The 16,533-nt window shown below is 33.2% G+C and carries 17 protein-coding genes; 3 read left to right on the forward strand and 14 right to left on the reverse strand.

The features are described from left to right. Nucleotides 1-20: 20 nt before the first annotated feature. Entirely contained in the window at nucleotides 21-1,154 is a 1,134-nt protein-coding gene (locus Q7P22_RS03375) for an iron-containing alcohol dehydrogenase (RefSeq protein ID WP_303860617.1), read from the reverse strand. A 226-nt stretch (nucleotides 1,155-1,380) separates the two neighbouring features. Here Q7P22_RS03375 and Q7P22_RS03380 point away from each other — a divergent pair, with 226 nt between their 5' ends. Continuing rightward, nucleotides 1,381-2,016, forward strand: coding sequence for a hypothetical protein (locus tag Q7P22_RS03380; RefSeq protein WP_303860620.1), 636 nt, complete (start codon nucleotides 1,381-1,383; stop codon nucleotides 2,014-2,016). 180 nt (nucleotides 2,017-2,196) lie between these two features. Here Q7P22_RS03380 and Q7P22_RS03385 read toward each other — a convergent pair whose 3' ends face one another. The 9 genes from Q7P22_RS03385 to Q7P22_RS03425 form a co-directional block, all read right to left on the reverse strand. After that, complete coding sequence (locus Q7P22_RS03385; protein ID WP_303860623.1) at nucleotides 2,197-2,631, reverse strand: DUF3887 domain-containing protein; 435 nt, start codon at nucleotides 2,629-2,631, stop codon at nucleotides 2,197-2,199. A gap of 12 nt (nucleotides 2,632-2,643) precedes the next feature. Continuing rightward, the gene (locus tag Q7P22_RS03390; protein ID WP_303860626.1) at nucleotides 2,644-3,405 is read right to left on the reverse strand and encodes a YhfC family intramembrane metalloprotease; all 762 of its coding nucleotides are present in this window, start codon (nucleotides 3,403-3,405) and stop codon (nucleotides 2,644-2,646) included. 188 nt (nucleotides 3,406-3,593) lie between these two features. Continuing rightward, the gene (locus tag Q7P22_RS03395; RefSeq protein WP_303860630.1) at nucleotides 3,594-3,743 is read right to left on the reverse strand and encodes a hypothetical protein; all 150 of its coding nucleotides are present in this window, start codon (nucleotides 3,741-3,743) and stop codon (nucleotides 3,594-3,596) included. A gap of 208 nt (nucleotides 3,744-3,951) precedes the next feature. Continuing rightward, a complete protein-coding gene (locus Q7P22_RS03400; protein ID WP_303860632.1) occupies nucleotides 3,952-5,022 on the reverse strand; it encodes an amidase domain-containing protein in 1,071 nt (356 codons plus the stop codon). Between the two features lie 83 nt (nucleotides 5,023-5,105). Next, complete coding sequence (locus Q7P22_RS03405) at nucleotides 5,106-5,645, reverse strand: DUF2284 domain-containing protein (RefSeq protein WP_303860635.1); 540 nt, start codon at nucleotides 5,643-5,645, stop codon at nucleotides 5,106-5,108. Nucleotides 5,646-6,032: 387 nt separating this feature from the next. Continuing rightward, the gene (locus Q7P22_RS03410; RefSeq protein WP_303860637.1) at nucleotides 6,033-7,547 is read right to left on the reverse strand and encodes an ATP-binding protein; all 1,515 of its coding nucleotides are present in this window, start codon (nucleotides 7,545-7,547) and stop codon (nucleotides 6,033-6,035) included. Between the two features lie 21 nt (nucleotides 7,548-7,568). Next, nucleotides 7,569-8,930, reverse strand: a complete 1,362-nt coding sequence (locus tag Q7P22_RS03415) for a VWA-like domain-containing protein (protein ID WP_303860640.1) — start codon at nucleotides 8,928-8,930, stop codon at nucleotides 7,569-7,571. Between the two features lie 45 nt (nucleotides 8,931-8,975). Further along, the gene (locus tag Q7P22_RS03420) at nucleotides 8,976-10,286 is read right to left on the reverse strand and encodes a leucine-rich repeat domain-containing protein (RefSeq protein ID WP_303860642.1); all 1,311 of its coding nucleotides are present in this window, start codon (nucleotides 10,284-10,286) and stop codon (nucleotides 8,976-8,978) included. 113 nt (nucleotides 10,287-10,399) lie between these two features. Beyond that, a complete protein-coding gene (locus tag Q7P22_RS03425; protein WP_303860644.1) occupies nucleotides 10,400-11,182 on the reverse strand; it encodes an arylamine N-acetyltransferase in 783 nt (260 codons plus the stop codon). Nucleotides 11,183-11,394: 212 nt separating this feature from the next. Here Q7P22_RS03425 and Q7P22_RS03430 point away from each other — a divergent pair, with 212 nt between their 5' ends. After that, nucleotides 11,395-11,622 carry a hypothetical protein gene (locus Q7P22_RS03430; RefSeq protein WP_303860646.1) on the forward strand — a complete coding sequence of 76 codons (228 nt, stop codon included), beginning with the start codon at nucleotides 11,395-11,397 and terminating at the stop codon, nucleotides 11,620-11,622. A gap of 226 nt (nucleotides 11,623-11,848) precedes the next feature. Here the strand turns inward: Q7P22_RS03430 and Q7P22_RS03435 are convergent, their stop codons facing one another. Further along, nucleotides 11,849-12,397 carry a hydrolase gene (locus Q7P22_RS03435; RefSeq protein ID WP_303860649.1) on the reverse strand — a complete coding sequence of 183 codons (549 nt, stop codon included), beginning with the start codon at nucleotides 12,395-12,397 and terminating at the stop codon, nucleotides 11,849-11,851. Nucleotides 12,398-12,609: 212 nt separating this feature from the next. On the opposite strand from Q7P22_RS03435, the gene Q7P22_RS03440 reads away from it, so the two are divergent. After that, nucleotides 12,610-12,885, forward strand: coding sequence for a hypothetical protein (locus Q7P22_RS03440; RefSeq protein ID WP_303860652.1), 276 nt, complete (start codon nucleotides 12,610-12,612; stop codon nucleotides 12,883-12,885). A 179-nt stretch (nucleotides 12,886-13,064) separates the two neighbouring features. On the opposite strand, the gene Q7P22_RS03445 is transcribed toward Q7P22_RS03440, so the two are convergent. The 3 genes from Q7P22_RS03445 to Q7P22_RS03455 all read right to left on the reverse strand — a co-directional run bounded on the left by Q7P22_RS03445 (nucleotide 13,065) and on the right by Q7P22_RS03455 (nucleotide 16,478). Then, on the reverse strand, nucleotides 13,065-14,288 hold the full coding sequence (locus tag Q7P22_RS03445) for an ABC transporter permease subunit (protein ID WP_303860655.1): 1,224 nt from the start codon (nucleotides 14,286-14,288) through the stop codon (nucleotides 13,065-13,067). Nucleotide 14,289: 1 nt separating this feature from the next. After that, entirely contained in the window at nucleotides 14,290-15,198 is a 909-nt protein-coding gene (locus Q7P22_RS03450) for an ABC transporter ATP-binding protein (protein WP_303860657.1), read from the reverse strand. A gap of 683 nt (nucleotides 15,199-15,881) precedes the next feature. Further along, on the reverse strand, nucleotides 15,882-16,478 hold the full coding sequence (locus Q7P22_RS03455; protein WP_303860660.1) for a hypothetical protein: 597 nt from the start codon (nucleotides 16,476-16,478) through the stop codon (nucleotides 15,882-15,884). Between the last annotated feature and the right edge of the window lie 55 nt (nucleotides 16,479-16,533).

Consider the following 16,533-nt stretch of genomic DNA (forward strand, 5'->3'; position numbering starts at 1 on the left):
GTAATAATATAGATTTCTTTCTAAAAAAGAATCTTACCATAGTAGATGGATTTTAATACTTTATCCATCTCTTCTTTAGTCATTTTTACTGGATTTGCTCTAGTAGAGCCTAACAGGGCATTGTCTAATACTACATCATAGCGAGATAAAAACGCTTCTTCTGAAATTCCCATCTCTTTAAAACTCTTTGGAATATTTAATCTATCGTTTAAATTTTTGATGCTTTCTATAAAATTATCTTGCCCAATAGCTTTTGCAAGCTTATCTAATCTTTCCTTCACTAGGGAATCTCTAGAATTATAGCTCAAAACATATGGTAAGCCTATTGCATTGATTAAGCCATGCCCATAGTCGAACATGCCCCCGATACTATGGGAGATGCCGTGATCCATTCCAAGACCTATATTGTGAAAGGCCATAGCTGCCATAGATTGATAATTATGCACCTTTTGTCTGCTTGTAATATCCCCTTTTTCATAGGATATTGGCAAGTATTCAAAGAGTCCTTCTATAGCTCCCCTACAAAGGACTTCGCTAAAGTCGTCTAGATTTTTATTCGTGTAGCATTCTACAGCATGGGTCATAGCATCCATTCCCGTTTGAGCTACCACCTCTTTAGGCATAGATAAGGTAAGCTCACCGTCCAGTATGGCGTAATCTGGAATAAAATTATATGTTTTTAATCCTATTTTAATATTTTCTTCTCCATAAGTGATGACTGAGGTTTTTGTCATCTCAGAACCTGTACCCGAGGTGGACGGAATAGCAATAAGTCCTATATCTCTAGAAATATTGATGTCGAGGGATTTTCTGATGATTTCGAAATTGAGTTCAGGATGTTCATATAAAAGTATCATAACCTTGCTTGCATCAATAGCGGAACCCCCTCCCAAACCAATTACCGCATCAGGCTTAAAAGCTTTCATTTTATTGACCCCTGCTACAACTTCACTAGCTGTAGGATTTGCACCTATGCTCGAAAATACACTATACTGGCAATTATTTTCCTCTAATATCTTCTCTAACCGAGGGATCGTTCCATTTTTAAACATAGATGATTTTCCTGTGACAATGAAGTATTTTTTATACTTTAACTCCTTAATATATTCTAAGGATCCAGGATAGGATACATATTCAATTCCATGTAATCTCATTTTTATAACCTCCTCTGATTTAGTTCTAAGTTGGATGTTTAAAACATTGATATGGTGTTAATCAATACTTTGGTTCAAGATTTTGATTATTACTGCACATTACACATTATAGCATTAATCGCTGTAGAATTATTCTGAAATATTTTCACTAGACATATAATACATATATAAAAAGAGCTTTTATGCTCTAAGAGAGGTGAGAGTTATAATACGCAAAAAAGAAATAATGATACTAACATCAATTCTATCCATTTTGATTATTACATCATCTTGCGTAAAAAGTGAAGAAAAAGTAAACGAGGAAATTATTCAAATGACTACTAATTTACTTTCTTGTAATTGGCAAATACATAATATTCAAATGACTTATGAAGATTATAAAGAAGAAGTTGCTGATTATTTTATAGATAAAGAGACCTTTAAAGATCATATAAAACACGATGATTTAAATCCAATTATCTTAGAGGATGTAACAAAGAACGATGCCGCATTGATTGAGAAATACAAGACGAAAAATATTTTCAACTATGATCTTTTAAACATTCAAATATCTAAAGTTTATGGCGAGGCCACTTCTACAAGTAAATACTGCTATATTAATATGATTGTGTCTCCACATATTCCCCAGCAAAAGGAAAATGCGGTGGCATATACGGCTACAGGATACACCTTAAAAGAAGAGCAAAACATAATGATTCTATGGACAAAAGAAAATAACAAGTGGAAGATATCCGATTTCCAGGGAAATACCTATTTAATAGACTTAAAAGATAAACTGTCGAAGGAATTCATCAGCAGATACACCACCTACAACAGCGAACCTGTTGAATACATACATACGTTTGAATTGATAAACGAATAAAAAATAGTGATCAGCCACCAACGGTGGCTCTTGTTTTTGCTTTTGCTAACCACCTGGGAGTAATACCCGATTTATCTTGTCCGAAGGTAAGAGAAATCGAATGGTATTACCCCTGTCAAGGTTGGCGAGACTTATAGCGACTAAAAGGAGCTATAAGTCCGCAACCTACGACAGACCGCCTTATTTAGCATTTTCCACTAATTTAGGTGAATTAAATAGAAGCGTCTCTATTTTAGGGTCTTCTCCTTCTGTAAAGTAAACTGTGACGGCGACATCTGATGTTTCTTTTGAAAATGTAGCTTTATAGATTACCACAATGTAATCTTCGTCACCTTGTGACACTTTATCTACTTTTGCTAGTTCTTTGTTTTCGTAATTACCGATAATATCTTTTATTTGTTTTTTAATGATTCCTTCGTAATTTTCTACATTTAAGGCATCAAGCATTATAGGGCCAAAGTCCTTGCTAAATTTCTCATAATTGTCTTCATTCATTCCTTGTAGCATATTTTCGACCATAGGATCCGCGTATTTTTGGACTTCTTCTTTATCTACCCCCTTGCTACAAGCTGGTAATAAGAGTAAAAGCAAAAAAAGGATTGCTATTCTTTTCAAATTCTATCCCTCCTATATTACAAATTTCCACAGACTTTTTTTACGATGTATATATATTATACTGAAGATAGCTCCTATGCCTATTATGCCCTCCACAATCCATATATTGGACGATATGAGCAAAATTGATACATTAAGCAAAGTATGAAGCCCTATGGCTATAATAAGGCCTGTAACTTTCCCAACGCGAATAGATCCTAAAACAAGTAAAGAAAGGCCTATGTGAATAATTATAGTAAATAGCCGTTCCATGCCAGCTAGCAAATAAAGTGCAGGGGGAGTTTCCTGTAATAATAGAGTTACGGTATCTATATTCGGCAAGAGACCTACTATATTTTCGAATAAACCAAAGTTCAAATGTAAGGATATAAAAATAAAAGCCAAATAGTTTACGCCCACTAAGATAATGGATTCTACTCCTCCATGGCCAATGCCAAAAATCACCCCATTTTCCCATTCACGTTTATCTACTAGCAAAAACTTAAAGGCTACATATCGTCCAATCTCTTCAAAAAGACCTGCAGTCAAAGCTAACATCACAATATACAGTTTTTCATTTTGAACGATATAGGTATAAAACCAAAATTGACCGCCAAGCCAATTTAACAGCGGAATTCGTATGAACAATTGAAAGATGGTGAACACCAAAGCACCGACGACAAGATAAGATAAAGAAGCATTGTAATGTCTCTTAAAATAGATAATCATGACAATTGGAAATCCTATAGAAATTAACGCTGTAAGGGCAATAAAAAGCAAAGATAAACCGCCCATTTTTTCACCCCCAATAGAATTCTCAAATACAGTATAACATATAATGGTAAAACATATCGTAGATTCATGAAATTTAACAAGTGTTTAGCAGTAGTTAAATGATAGTTGAACAATTGTACTTTTTCTGTCCAACCATTAAAAAAATGAAAAGCAGGAACAAACAAATCATTCCTACTTTTCATTTCATTTTATGCTTGATCTTGTATCAGCTTTTCTACTCGATCGATTGCTGTTTGAAAACCATCTCTCCAACCATCTGAATACTTATAATCAGCTTCCGAACCCATTAACATAACAGATTTTTTCATATTTTCTAATCTTTCTATTATCGCTTCCATACTATAGCATCCCCCTTAGAAAAACAATATTTACTATATTCTATACCTTTGTTATGATAACGTTACCATAACTTATATTTATTATTGTAGTCCTTTATATTCAAAAAATCAAGTAAATAGTCAACTTATTATCGGTATAATATGTCATTTTTCATCCTTATTCAAAAGAATCATGTTATACCAACAAATAAAGTGCTATACTAAATGATTAATAATGCACTCGAATCAACCAAAAAGTAATTCCAGATCGATTCCAGCCTATATCCCAAGGTACTCTATAACGGTCTACATTATGACAGTTTACGAGAGGATATCCTTTTGAATCATAACCCGATACAATAGACACGTGACCAATCTTCCCCTTTTCTTCGTAAGCGACAATATCTCCTGGCTGCAATTTGTAGGCTGATTGGTATACATTCTCATAACTCCCTACAGCTATTCTTGAGCCTCTCCCGCTATTTAAAAAGTAATTCGTAAGATTTTGAGCCTTTATCCAAGCTAGACTCCCCCCTTTATGGTAATTCCACAGGCTGTTTTTCTTAAAGCCTCCCCCTTCGTGTAGGACTTGAGATGTAAAATTAGCGCAATCTCCACCAACAGGATTGTAATTTCGGTAATCTTTATTGTAGCTACTGTTTTCATAAGCACTACAATATTTGTCTGCGTACTTGATGGCCTTTTTTCTTCGACCTTCTAATTTGTATTTTTCAGGATTGTAGTTACTAATGTACTTCATTATCTCTTCTTTTTTTTCGTCTTTTAAGGAAATGCTATCTGCCATTGGATCAGATGACCAATCCTTTGTAATAATCCAGCGATCTTCTTTCATTTCAATTCTCATATAGTGGTATACTGCAATCTTATAACTGTTTTCTTTGTCCTCACCTTTGTACTGATAAATATATTCATCTATAGATTTTACAGTTAAATTATAGGTAGAATCAGAGCCTGTTATTTTGGGAAACTTGTGATAACTCTTTATATCTGTATATTCTATTTCTTGTTTTTTTGCCCATTTATTAAGATAATCTTGCTTTTTTATAGCGTATTCATATGCCCATTTTCCGTGAAGAACATCCTGATCATAAGCCTGTTTAAGGAGCTCTTCATCATTGTTTAAATAAGCTATATTGATATCATTAAGAAGTTGACTTGCTATTTTTTCTACTTCTTTATCTTCAAATAATCTAGAATACATGCCTAGGGTAACTGTAATACAGCCAATTACAATAAGTATTAGTAGAACTCGCACTATGTATTTGTAGCTACGCATCATCACACCTCATAAAAAATCACCTCTTACTGAATACTATTAATAGCTATTCAGCAAAAGGTGATCTCATTACAAATAAAACAAAACTAATTCATTAATACGCAACCTACATAAGTCAGTGTATTAGGGCCATAGTAGTAAGGTATATTGTTTGCAGAACAGATATCACTTACAACGATTCCATAAGCTTCCATAGAAGAAATCATTTTATCTGGAAAACGACAGGGCTCATCCGGATATGTACATTCTTTACATATCGTACACGCTCCAGCTCCTAAGACCATAGCATCAGGATAAATTTCTCCTATCTTTTTTGCAAAATCAGCAATTGCTTTGCCATGAACTTCATTAATCTCTGTCATCGATTCAAAATCAAAAGAATCTTCAAGCTCACCAGTAGTTTGCAGAATCAATCCTTTTTTAAATTTGCGAATCTTCTCTTCGCATTCTGGTAGCGTTCCACATCCTGGTGGACAGGACCAGTTCTTTCCGTAAGACTTACATTTATTCTCTGCACACATATCTCGCACTTCTGTTCGCAGTTCAATAAGGTCTGCATCCAGATCTCCAATATGCGTAAAACCACTTTCTAAAGCAAGCTCTTTAATTTTTCCGTAATCATCCATACTCCATGCTCCTTTATTTTAGAATTTTGCATTCGTTTCTTTATCATAAAATATCGCAAATTGCCTCAGCTACGTTGTAGCTTAGGTCGTTACACTTGCTTATAGCACTTCACGTCGTCCGCGGGTGCACTTACATCAATTCAAACAAGTTTGGCTGATGTTTACTTTGCCTTCGCGCAAATCATCCCATTTTCTCGTGCAAGCGCAGAAAATATTTTGATTTTAGCGAGCCAATCTTCTAATACAAATATTATATCACGTAAAACGATTTCAGGATAGTGTTTTTAACTACGATTAAATGCTGATTGAACTATCGTTACGTAGTTAAAAAAGGATTGCTAAAAGAATTTCCCCGCTTAAATGCGAGTTCTGCTTTTAGCTAATCTTTCAGTTTTCCGCTAACCCATCCAATTCCTGGAGAATTTCCTTTTGCCTATCTAAAAACATTAACCTTTTATTGTATTTGTAATAATCTTCAGATCCTTTACTGCTTATAAACTTTGCGCTGTAATAATCAGCTGTCAATTCTGTTACTAATATGAAGATCTCCTGTCCTTCCCCATATACCTGCTCTACAAAATCAAACATGTGATGCATCTTCTTTTGAACCATACTGGTTTCTTCTCTCATATTTTTTACAGCTTCATCAAAATTCTTCTTAATATATTCATAAACCTCTAAATGCTGGGTGACATTTTTATTTTTAATTTGAGTTTTATTTTCTTCTAATATTTTAATAATCAGTTGGTCGTTTCGTTTTTTCTCATAAGATAGACTATTAGCCTTTTTCTCCTTTTCTAGACATAAAGTAAGCTCGTCTATATGTTCCTCTAATATATCTATGGGTGGTTTTGTATTTTCATTTAACTCTATCTTTATTTGTTTTAAAACTTTCACCAAATCCATTAAATAACTCTCTGTAAAAAGATTCTTTCGGATGTCTCTTTGCATAGCTTCTAATAATAGGTTTAGTAGGGATAATCTCTCATCAAATTTCGCTTCCTTTGCACGTTTTTTAATATTCTCGTCTGCATACCCCTCAAGGATTTCCCCTATTTTATAGTCTTTTTTATACTTTTGATATAAGTCATAGTAAATAGCATAGTTTTTTGCTATCTTTCTATTCCTAATATATTGGCTCACTAACACTTCATCTACTGTAAGATTTTCCTCTTCGTACAAAGCAATGGCTTCTGATAGATCTTCCCAACCTCTTGCCGTCACATAAGACTTTTCTCCTATGGCTGTCTCGACCAAGTAAAAATCATCTTTTTTAATATCTAAATAAGTTAATATAGAACCATGTATGCCCTTCTTAGATGCGTACTTTTTCCAGATTTCATATTGTTCTGTCACTTCAAGGATTTTCAAACGATCCATCGTTACAATATCAAACTCCCGAACAGATTTATTATACTGAGGTGGATTTCCTGCAGTCACTACAACCCATCCTTCAGGAACTTTGTGGCGTCCAAAAATCTTATATTGAAGAAATTGTAACATAGCTGGAGCTAGTGTTTCAGATACACAATTAATTTCGTCTAAAAACAAAATCCCCTCTTTTACCTTGCTCTCTTCCATGGTTTCATAAACAGTGGCAATGATTTCACTCATAGTATATTCTGACACGGAATACTCTTGATTCCCATAGATTTTCTTTTCAATAAAGGGCAAACCTAAAGCACTTTGTCTTGTATGATGAGTCATAGAATAAGAAACTAAAGCTACTCCTAGCTCTTGTGCAATTTGCTCCATAATAGCCGTCTTTCCAATTCCTGGAGGCCCAAGTAAAAAGACAGGACGCTGTCTGACAAGTGGAATTTTATAATCGCCATACTCGTCTTTTTTAAGATAAATTCTTACAGAATTTTTTATTTGCTCTTTTGCTTCTTCAATATTCATTTTAAATAACTCCTGTATTTCCTAAATTTTTAATTCATCTTCTTGTAAAACCAATTTTATGGCCCAGGACGGTACTTTTTTCTCATTGTAATTTTCATCTAAAAAGACAAAAGCTACATCATATTTTGGTCTCCACTCTGGAAATATACCATATCCATCTGTAAAATAAATCAGCCCTTTTAGATTATCAAACTCTCCTTGTTCTATTAGTTCTTCTACATAATAAAAAACAGGTCTAAAGTCTGTTCCGCCAAAACCAAATAATTGGAGATTGTCCATAAATTTTTCAAACTCTTCATCTGAAGTAATCTTTGTGTCCTGCTGAATTTTTGCATCGCATTGAATAATATGAATATTTACTTTTTTAAAAAAGTTTTCTGTACTCTTCATAATGGAGTATGTTTTATTTAAAAAGTCTTGCACAACTTCTCCCGAGCAAGAGCCAGAAGTATCTATTGCTATAACAAAATCCTTAATCTTATAGACTTCTTTGTGCTCTAGCGGCTCAATTAGAGGAAGGTTTCCGTATAGTTGCATTCCGTAAGTATAAAATCCATAATCAAACTCATCATTATTGACTTGGATTTCTTCTGATAGAACAGAAAACTGTTTTAGAAATTCTCCGTAATCGTAGTGATCCCGATGAACTTCTTTTATGTTTTGAATCAAAGCTGTGGTCTCTTCTCCACGTTCTTTAGAAAAGGTCTCTAGTTCCACCTTGACTCTCTCACTAATTTTCTCCCACTCTTCTTGAATCTCCTCTTGGTATTCTTCCTTTTGTTCTTCAAATTTTTTATATATAAATTCTGCATCTATTTGACTGTCAAACTGTTTCTGCTTTAGATTAAATCCCCAGATAGAGTGCTCATCCCTTTTAAACAATGCACTATCTTTCTTTAATTGATCCTCAGTCAAAGGATTACGCCAAAAGTACTTGTACAATTTTTCTGCTGTAATTTCTGTCTTTTCTTTCAATTTATCAATTACATCTTTTTGTTCTATATCCCTCTGAGTCTCAACGGCCTTTATGTTTAATTCTAATATGATATTTTCAACGGCTATATCTGTAGCTAGATTCCACAAATTAGCATCTTCTATACCTACCTTAAATGGATCATAAAAGATCCAGTGAAAAACCATATGCAAATAAGTTCTAGCTAATACTTCCTTTTCTCCCTTATAGGTTTTTAAGATGTACTTATAGTCATAGAAAAGCATCTCTCCATTTGACCCTATGGTATTATTATCTATAAGCTGAAAGGATTTGAACTGATACAAGGCCATATGGAGAAAACGCAACGATACCAAAAGATGATCTCGGGTTAATAAAAGTATCTCTTTCGCTAAATCTCTTGACTTTTTTATTTGTTCTTCTTGATTCATACACATCTCCATCCTCATAAATTAGGTAAACATAAGATTTTCCCCTTAGTCTAAAGACAGTGGATCATCAATATCTTCATTGTGGATATTCGCATTTTTGTACTCCATTAGGAAGGCCAGAACTTTAATAGACTTATACGTATTTGCCTCTTCAATGAATACATCAATTTTATGAGGGTCTATTCTATTTGTACGAGCTAAATAATGCAGCCCTTCTAGTGAATCCTCATGTATTAATTCTAAAATAATGTGATTAATATGAGATGAAATGTAATTTTCATAGGTTTTTTGTGGCATCCCCTTGTATTCGCCTTGACCCTTACAATATAAAAGAGCTAATTGTCCTTTTTGCTCAACACTTAGAAGAAAGTCAAAAGCAAAGTCACTACCAGAAAAATACTGCAATTTATTGTTTAATATACCTTTTCTCAGAGGTTCTAATCCCTTTAAACTATTTTTTCCGTCTCCTATTAGGGTCACCTTTGCCAGATTTTTACAACCGCTAAAAGCCCATTGTCCAATTTTTACCTTATCTGACATTTCTATGCTTACAAGAGCAGAACCATTAAAAGTATGAGCCCCTATATATTGCACCGATTCAGGAATGATTATCTCTTTTAGATTTATACTACCCCAAAAGCCGTTTTCTTGAATCCTTTTTACTTTCTTTGGTATCTCAAAGAACTCTCCTTTGTTAATAGGATAGTATATTAAAGTCTCTTGGGCCTTATCATAAAGAACTCCGTCAATACTTGAATAATTCTCATTTTCACCTTCTACCTCTATGGATTCTAAACTGTTACACGCTTCAAAAGCATGCCAATCGATTACTTTTACCCTAGAAGGAATATGAATCCTTTTTAAAGTAGTGCATCCTTTAAATGCGGCCCCTCCTATCTCTACAATTTTATCAGGGATATGGATACTATCTAAATTTTTGCAATCTACGAAGGCATACCACCCTATATGGATAACGGATTCTGGTATAATAATATCTTTAAGCTTGCTGCAACCGCTAAAGATGGATTTGCCTATTTCTTTTAGATTACACGGTAAATGAACAAACCTAAGAGAAGTACAGTAAGAAAATGCATTACGATCGATTTCCTCTACTGTATCAGGTATATTCATCTCTTGTAAGTCACTACAGTTACTAAAAGCCCACTTTCCTATTTTAACAACGGTATTAGGTATTTCTATAACTTTTATTCCTTTGATGTTTTGAAAAGACTCTGGGCCAATTTCTCTTACTGGCTTACCATTGATTTCAGACGGAATCTTTACAATATTATCTGTAATACCTTCTATACCTGTGATTACAATAGCCTCTTTTTTTTCTTTATAATGAAATCTCAACACATCATCTCCCCTTTTTAGTTCTTAATTCTAAGTAAAATAGCAGATCATTCTGCGACCACTGATTTTACTATCTAAAAAGAACACCTCTGAGTAAGAGAGGTGCTCTTATACTATCTTATTGTCTCTAAATCCAATTTAAAATGTTCTTTTAGCAGTTCATTGTAATGGTCATCATCCTCTATTTCTAGTATGGATGTTTTATTATCTTTTTCTACCTTAAAATGATCGTCTGTTAAAGTGATACGTCCTTCTTTTGTAGGCATAGTACATACTTTTTTGTTAACAAAAAGAGACTCTGAAAACGTAGATGTAAAGTGATGAGACATAAGAAAATCCGCTGGACTACATTCTTCTAAATCAAAGGCATATATATACACAAACTCATCTTCCACTTTTCTTTGCAATACATATCCATACTTTTCAACTTCTATAATTCGAAAAGTATCATAGAACTGTTCTTGTTCTTTTCCTGGCTCTATGAGTATAGGAGCAACCAAGCCGTTGTTTCCATAACCTACATCTAATAGATATTTTTCATCACCTATTTCTACACACAAAACTTGATGAGTTTTTGCTTTATAAGTTATTCCGTTATCTATTGTAATACGTGCTAATAAATTTGATACTTTAAAACCCAATCCTTTTAGGATAATAGACAACAAGCCATTCATTTCAAAACAGTATCCGCCTCTTTTATTGGCTACAATTTTTTTGTATAAAGATTCCCTGTCCAAATAAACTGGTTTCTTAAAATAAACGTCTAGATTTTCAAAAGGAATACTTAGAGCATGAGCCATGTGTATATTATATAAAGTTTCTTTGGATACATCTAAACTCCCCTTGTAATTAATTCTTTCAAGATACCCTTCAATATTAAAACAATCTTTTGACATAGTCATTTCCCCTTTAAGTGTAGTCATAGCTTCCTCACTTTTTATTATTATATAAAATTAGTCAGATTACAATATCTAATTGCACATAATTTCTCTTTTTACAATATTTTTTTAATTTGTCTCATAAAAATATTGTCTGATTTTATAAGCAAATAATACATTTAAACTTTCTATGGGGTTATACTATTTATAAACAAATAAAGGAGTCTATTATGTTTAAATACACTTTTGAACGGGATGCTGATATAAAAGTATTGACTTCATTTAATATGAATTACGATAAAAAAGAAGTTACAAATGGTCAACATTATAAAAGGTATTACTACACCTATCCAAATGGCCTGACAGTAGAAATGATTGAGTATCCAAATAAGACCGTATTAAAATCCAATAGAGAATTTGTAGAAAATGGTGATGGTACCTTTGATATACTTATTTAAAGTGCCTGCGGTAATTTAAGAGGTGATCGGTTAATAAAAGCATTTTGGGCTTTATAACGGAACGACGGGGTGTCATTCCATCTACATTATTTCGCTTAGAGGCGAGGTTTGCGTTCCTTTAATAGTCACTTGGTAGGAATCCTTCGCTGTACTCAGAATGACAATAGCAGGAACTAGAGTCTTGACTCGCCCGAGGGCGAGTATGTTTTTCCTGACCACCTTAAAATCACTTAACCAATTTCGAAATCGCTTTAAATTCTGGTGTCCCAGAGACCTTTAACATATCAAATAGCAAAGTCTCCGTATTGCTTATAACAGCTCCCATATCTTTCATTAATTCTAAGCCATTTTGTTTGTTCTTCAGGGTTCTAGAGCTTACTGCATCGCTAGCCACAAATACAGAATAGCCGTGATTTAATAAGTCCCTCGTTGTTTGATATACGCAAACATGTGTCTCTACACCTGTAATAATCACTTGTTTTCTCTTTGTTTTTTCTATGTATTCCATGACCTCACTAGTGCAACAAATATAGCATATCTTTTCAAATATAGGATCATCTTCTGTGAGCGTATTTATTTCGCCTATCGTTTTGCCTAAACCTTTAGGGTACTGCTCTGTTACAAATACGGGCACTTCTAAAACCTTTGCTCCAGATATAAGAATTTTACTCTTATTCACTAACGCTTCTTTCTCAAGTATTGCTGGCATCAATTTTTCTTGAATATCAATGACTAATACAATTGCATCCTCTTTATTTAGATAAAATTTATCCATTTTTACTCCTCCATTCCCCTTCTTTAAAAGAGTATTTATTGACTCTAGTATAACATTTTTTAGTAAGAGTTTGTACAGAGACTTACTTTATTACAAAGACCATAATTATATTTTTCTATATAATAAAAATATAATTTTTTCGTATAAATAGGGAATAGTAAATTTATCAAGAATTTAATATTATTGATAAACTATATTTAGGAGGTTTTTATGTGAAAAAGAAATTTTTATTATTAATAACTATGGCTTGTTTCATCTTTAGTTTTTCTGCTTGTACAGCAGACGAGGATCCTGTTGAAGAACAAAACCAACCCATCGAAGAACAACAAGTGGATCCTGGTAATGACGGAGATATCAATGACGATAATCTAGAAAATGACGTTATCGACGATGTAGATGACGTTGGGGATGAAATAAAAGATGATGCAGAAAATGCTGGGGATGAAGTAGAAGACACTGTAACTGATGACGACAACGCAAACAAGTAGAAGAGTGTTTTAGGACTTTAGAAGATCCTTTATGAAAGGGAGACACATTTATAAATGTGTCTCCCTTTGTCATAATTTCTAAGTACCATATAAAAGCCTTTAATCACCTTCGGTGACGTAGTAACTTACGGCTTAGAATCAAAAAAGAAGCCATTTGCTTCTTTTTTAATTACTTTGCTTTAAATAAGCAAATCTCTTTTTGTGAATAATATATGGGAGAGAATATAACACAATACTATCCACCCTACTAAAATGAGTATTCCTGTGACGGCCGTAAGATTCGGGTCGCTTAAATAAGCAGATATATCTCCTGTAATGATTTCTCCTATGGATGAATAGGTGGTAAAAACAAGTTTAGACAAACCATAAAAGCTCGATATCTGAAATACAATTGTTGTCGCAATAAGGGATACTACACTTGCACCCATAGAAACCATGCTACTCTTTACAATAGAGGATATCATAAAGACAAAGGATGTAACCGTCAAAATAAATAGCCCTTGGTATCCTAATAACATGAGAGTATATTGCCAAATAGGAACAATTTTCCAGCTACCGTCAATTAATTCTAATGGATGAGTTCCATCTTCAAGCAGTACGGAAAGATCCCAATCAAAGGCCTTGCCTATAGCCGTTGGATAATTTGCATCACCGAAGCCAAATAACGAACCAACTAAGATAAAGGACAAAAATTCAATTAATATAATCAATCCTACTGCCGCAATGGAAACAGCAAAAAACTTAGATAAAAGAACTTTTCTCCTAGACACTGGCTGAGCTAAGAGCAATTTCATAGTCGGTGGTGTCCATTCACCCGAAACCATATCTGCTGCAAAAACGGCAATGCCAATTGCCAAAAACACTTGACCAAGTTGCAAAACTAATTCATTAATATAAATAAATGCATTAAAATCATAATTTTCTTGTGGCTTGATTTCCTTGTCTTGTAAGTATTCCAATTGCTCTAATTCTAGTTTCGCAGAAGCTAAATCTCCAGATGAATAAATCACTTTATTTTCTTCAATTATTTTTTCATATTCTGAGATATCTTGTTCTAATATTTCTTTCCAAGATAGATTTTCATCTACTCTTGTCTTTAGCATCTTTAGTTCTTCTTCCATCATTTTAATATCGTTTTGGATTCGGTCCTGATACAGTTTTGCTTCATCCGCATCGTTTTTTATTTCGTCTGGAATATTCTCCATGTCCTTCTCTAAATATGCTATATTGTCTTCTAGATTTTGAATTTGAAATTCTGGTTTACTGTATTGTTCCATATAATAAGCGTTTTGCTTAATGCCGTAACACAAAAATACTGTTAGCAAGATAAATCCCACGATAACAACTAGAGTCTTTTTTCGCTTAAAGAGTTTGTACAGCTCTTGTCGTATGAGAATAGCCATATTATTTTCCCCCTTCTACTAATTCCATATACCTTTGTTCTAAACTATTTTGTTTTTGATAGATCTGGTATATGTCTACATTTTGCTCTACTAAGGCTCTGATGATTTTTGGAGTGCTTCCCTTTTCTATTACAGCACAGTACTCTGTACCCTTTTGCACTACATTTGAAACTTCTCCAACACTATCTAATATATTTTTTATAGAACTTACTGGACTTGCTACAATTGCAATTTGTTCGTATCCCTGTTGGACGTTTCCGTTAATTAAGTCTTCCATGCTCTTGATCTCTCCATGATTGATAAAAGCTACTCTAGTACACAATTGTTGTACCTCGCTAAGTATATGAGAAGAAATAAATACAGAGGTTTTTAGTTCCTTTACAGCATTTTTTACAATATTTCGAAAATCGATGATTCCAGATGGATCTAATCCATTAGTAGGTTCATCTAAAATAAGCAGTTTTGGTTTTCCCAAAAGAGCACAAGCTAGGCCTAACCTCTGTTTCATGCCTAAAGAATACTTTCCTACCTTATCATCTATTCGATTTGATAAATCTACTAACTCTACCACATCCAATATATCTTGTTTCGGTATTTTTCGAATTTCGGCAATCATCTTTAAATTCGCCATACCAGATAAGTAATTGTACATTTCTGGATTTTCCACCACTGCTCCTAGCTTAGCTCTGGCTCTGTTGCCATCCTTTAAAATGTCAGCTCCATTAATAGAAATACTACCTTTGTCCGGCCGAATAAGTCCTACAATCATCTTTATCGTCGTCGTCTTACCTGCCCCATTAGGTCCTAAAAAGCCAAAGATTTCTCCTTCTTCTACAGAAAAATCAATTCCTTTGATGATTTCTCTTTTACCTAAAGACTTATAAACATTATTTACTCCAAGAACACTCATACTTCCCCTCCTCTTTGTATAATCAAGTATACTATGTTTATTTTAAATACTTATTACAGAATTCTTACAAGAATCTTAAATTAGAAATAATTGAACAGTAGTTGAACAATGGTTAATCGATTGTTTAAAACATTTTCTCACCTATAGGCGAGTTAGCTTGACCCAAGTTACTGTTTTCAGTCACTCCCAGAATCTTACTACGAAGAATCTCTACAATCTAACAACGAATCGAAATTATCTCGATGTTTTTCTTACATACTTTACAAGTACAGATTCTTCACTGCACTCAGAATTAACTTACGTTTCAAAAGCTCCAGTGGAGCCTTTGAAACGTAAGTTAATTCTGTATTTTGCATTCTAAACCCTATATTGCCTTAAACGTTCCTCTTTCACCAAATAAAAAAGGTGACCAGATAAACTCTAGCCACCTTAAATATTTGCTCTTCAAATTTCCTTTTTTATTCCCAGTCGTAGATCACTCCCACTCTACATTTCATATCTTTAACTATATGGTAAAGCTTTCAAATTAGCCATTATTTTACCGTTCATTTATGTTCTATCCGTCTAGTTTAGATGTATTTCAACTTAACTTTACCCGTTCCAGTCCCAGTTCCGATTCCGTTTGTGAATCCTCTATCATTAATATTTCTTTTTTCTAGCTAATATAATTAAAAAATATAATGCTATAGTCCCTTCGTAAATTTTATAAAATTATCAAAAGCACTTTTATTTTTCAACAATTCCACTACTTCTGGAGTTATAATTTCTGTCATATTTGTATTATTTGAGATTGTTTTGCTAAGAATAAGATTTCTTAACAACTCAGTTAATGGTTCACCAATAGCCGATTTGAAATCAAATCCTAATAACTGCAATATTTTTAAAGTTTCAGTAGATAAAATTGGATGTAAAATTTTCATTAAGGACTGAATTTCTTCTATTTTCAAAGTATTTTCATCATCAATTGTTTTAAAACCCATTAATGTAATAAATAACTCATTAAGGACTGGGATTAAATTTTCTGTAATATATACTAGGTCATCTTCTGATATTTTCCTCATTATAAACTCTTCTTCATATGCTCTGGATACTTGAACCAAATCATTTTTATCTTTTATTAAATCATTAATTATTTCTTCTAGGACATTTATTGTTTCTTTATCATCTTTTTTTGCTTTGACTGCAGATACTTTATTAATTATAGTCTCTGTAGTGTTTCTAATCGCAATTTCTGTTAATTTGGCACCTAACAATATAGCTTGATTTTCTAAATTATTCATTTTTGCCCCCTGACCAATTAATAATTTTAAATTCATCCTAATCAAATTTTCGTAA

The sequence above is a fragment of the Alkalibaculum bacchi genome, assembly GCF_937875145.1.
Lineage (GTDB): Bacteria > Bacillota > Clostridia > Eubacteriales > Alkalibacteraceae > Alkalibaculum > Alkalibaculum bacchi_A.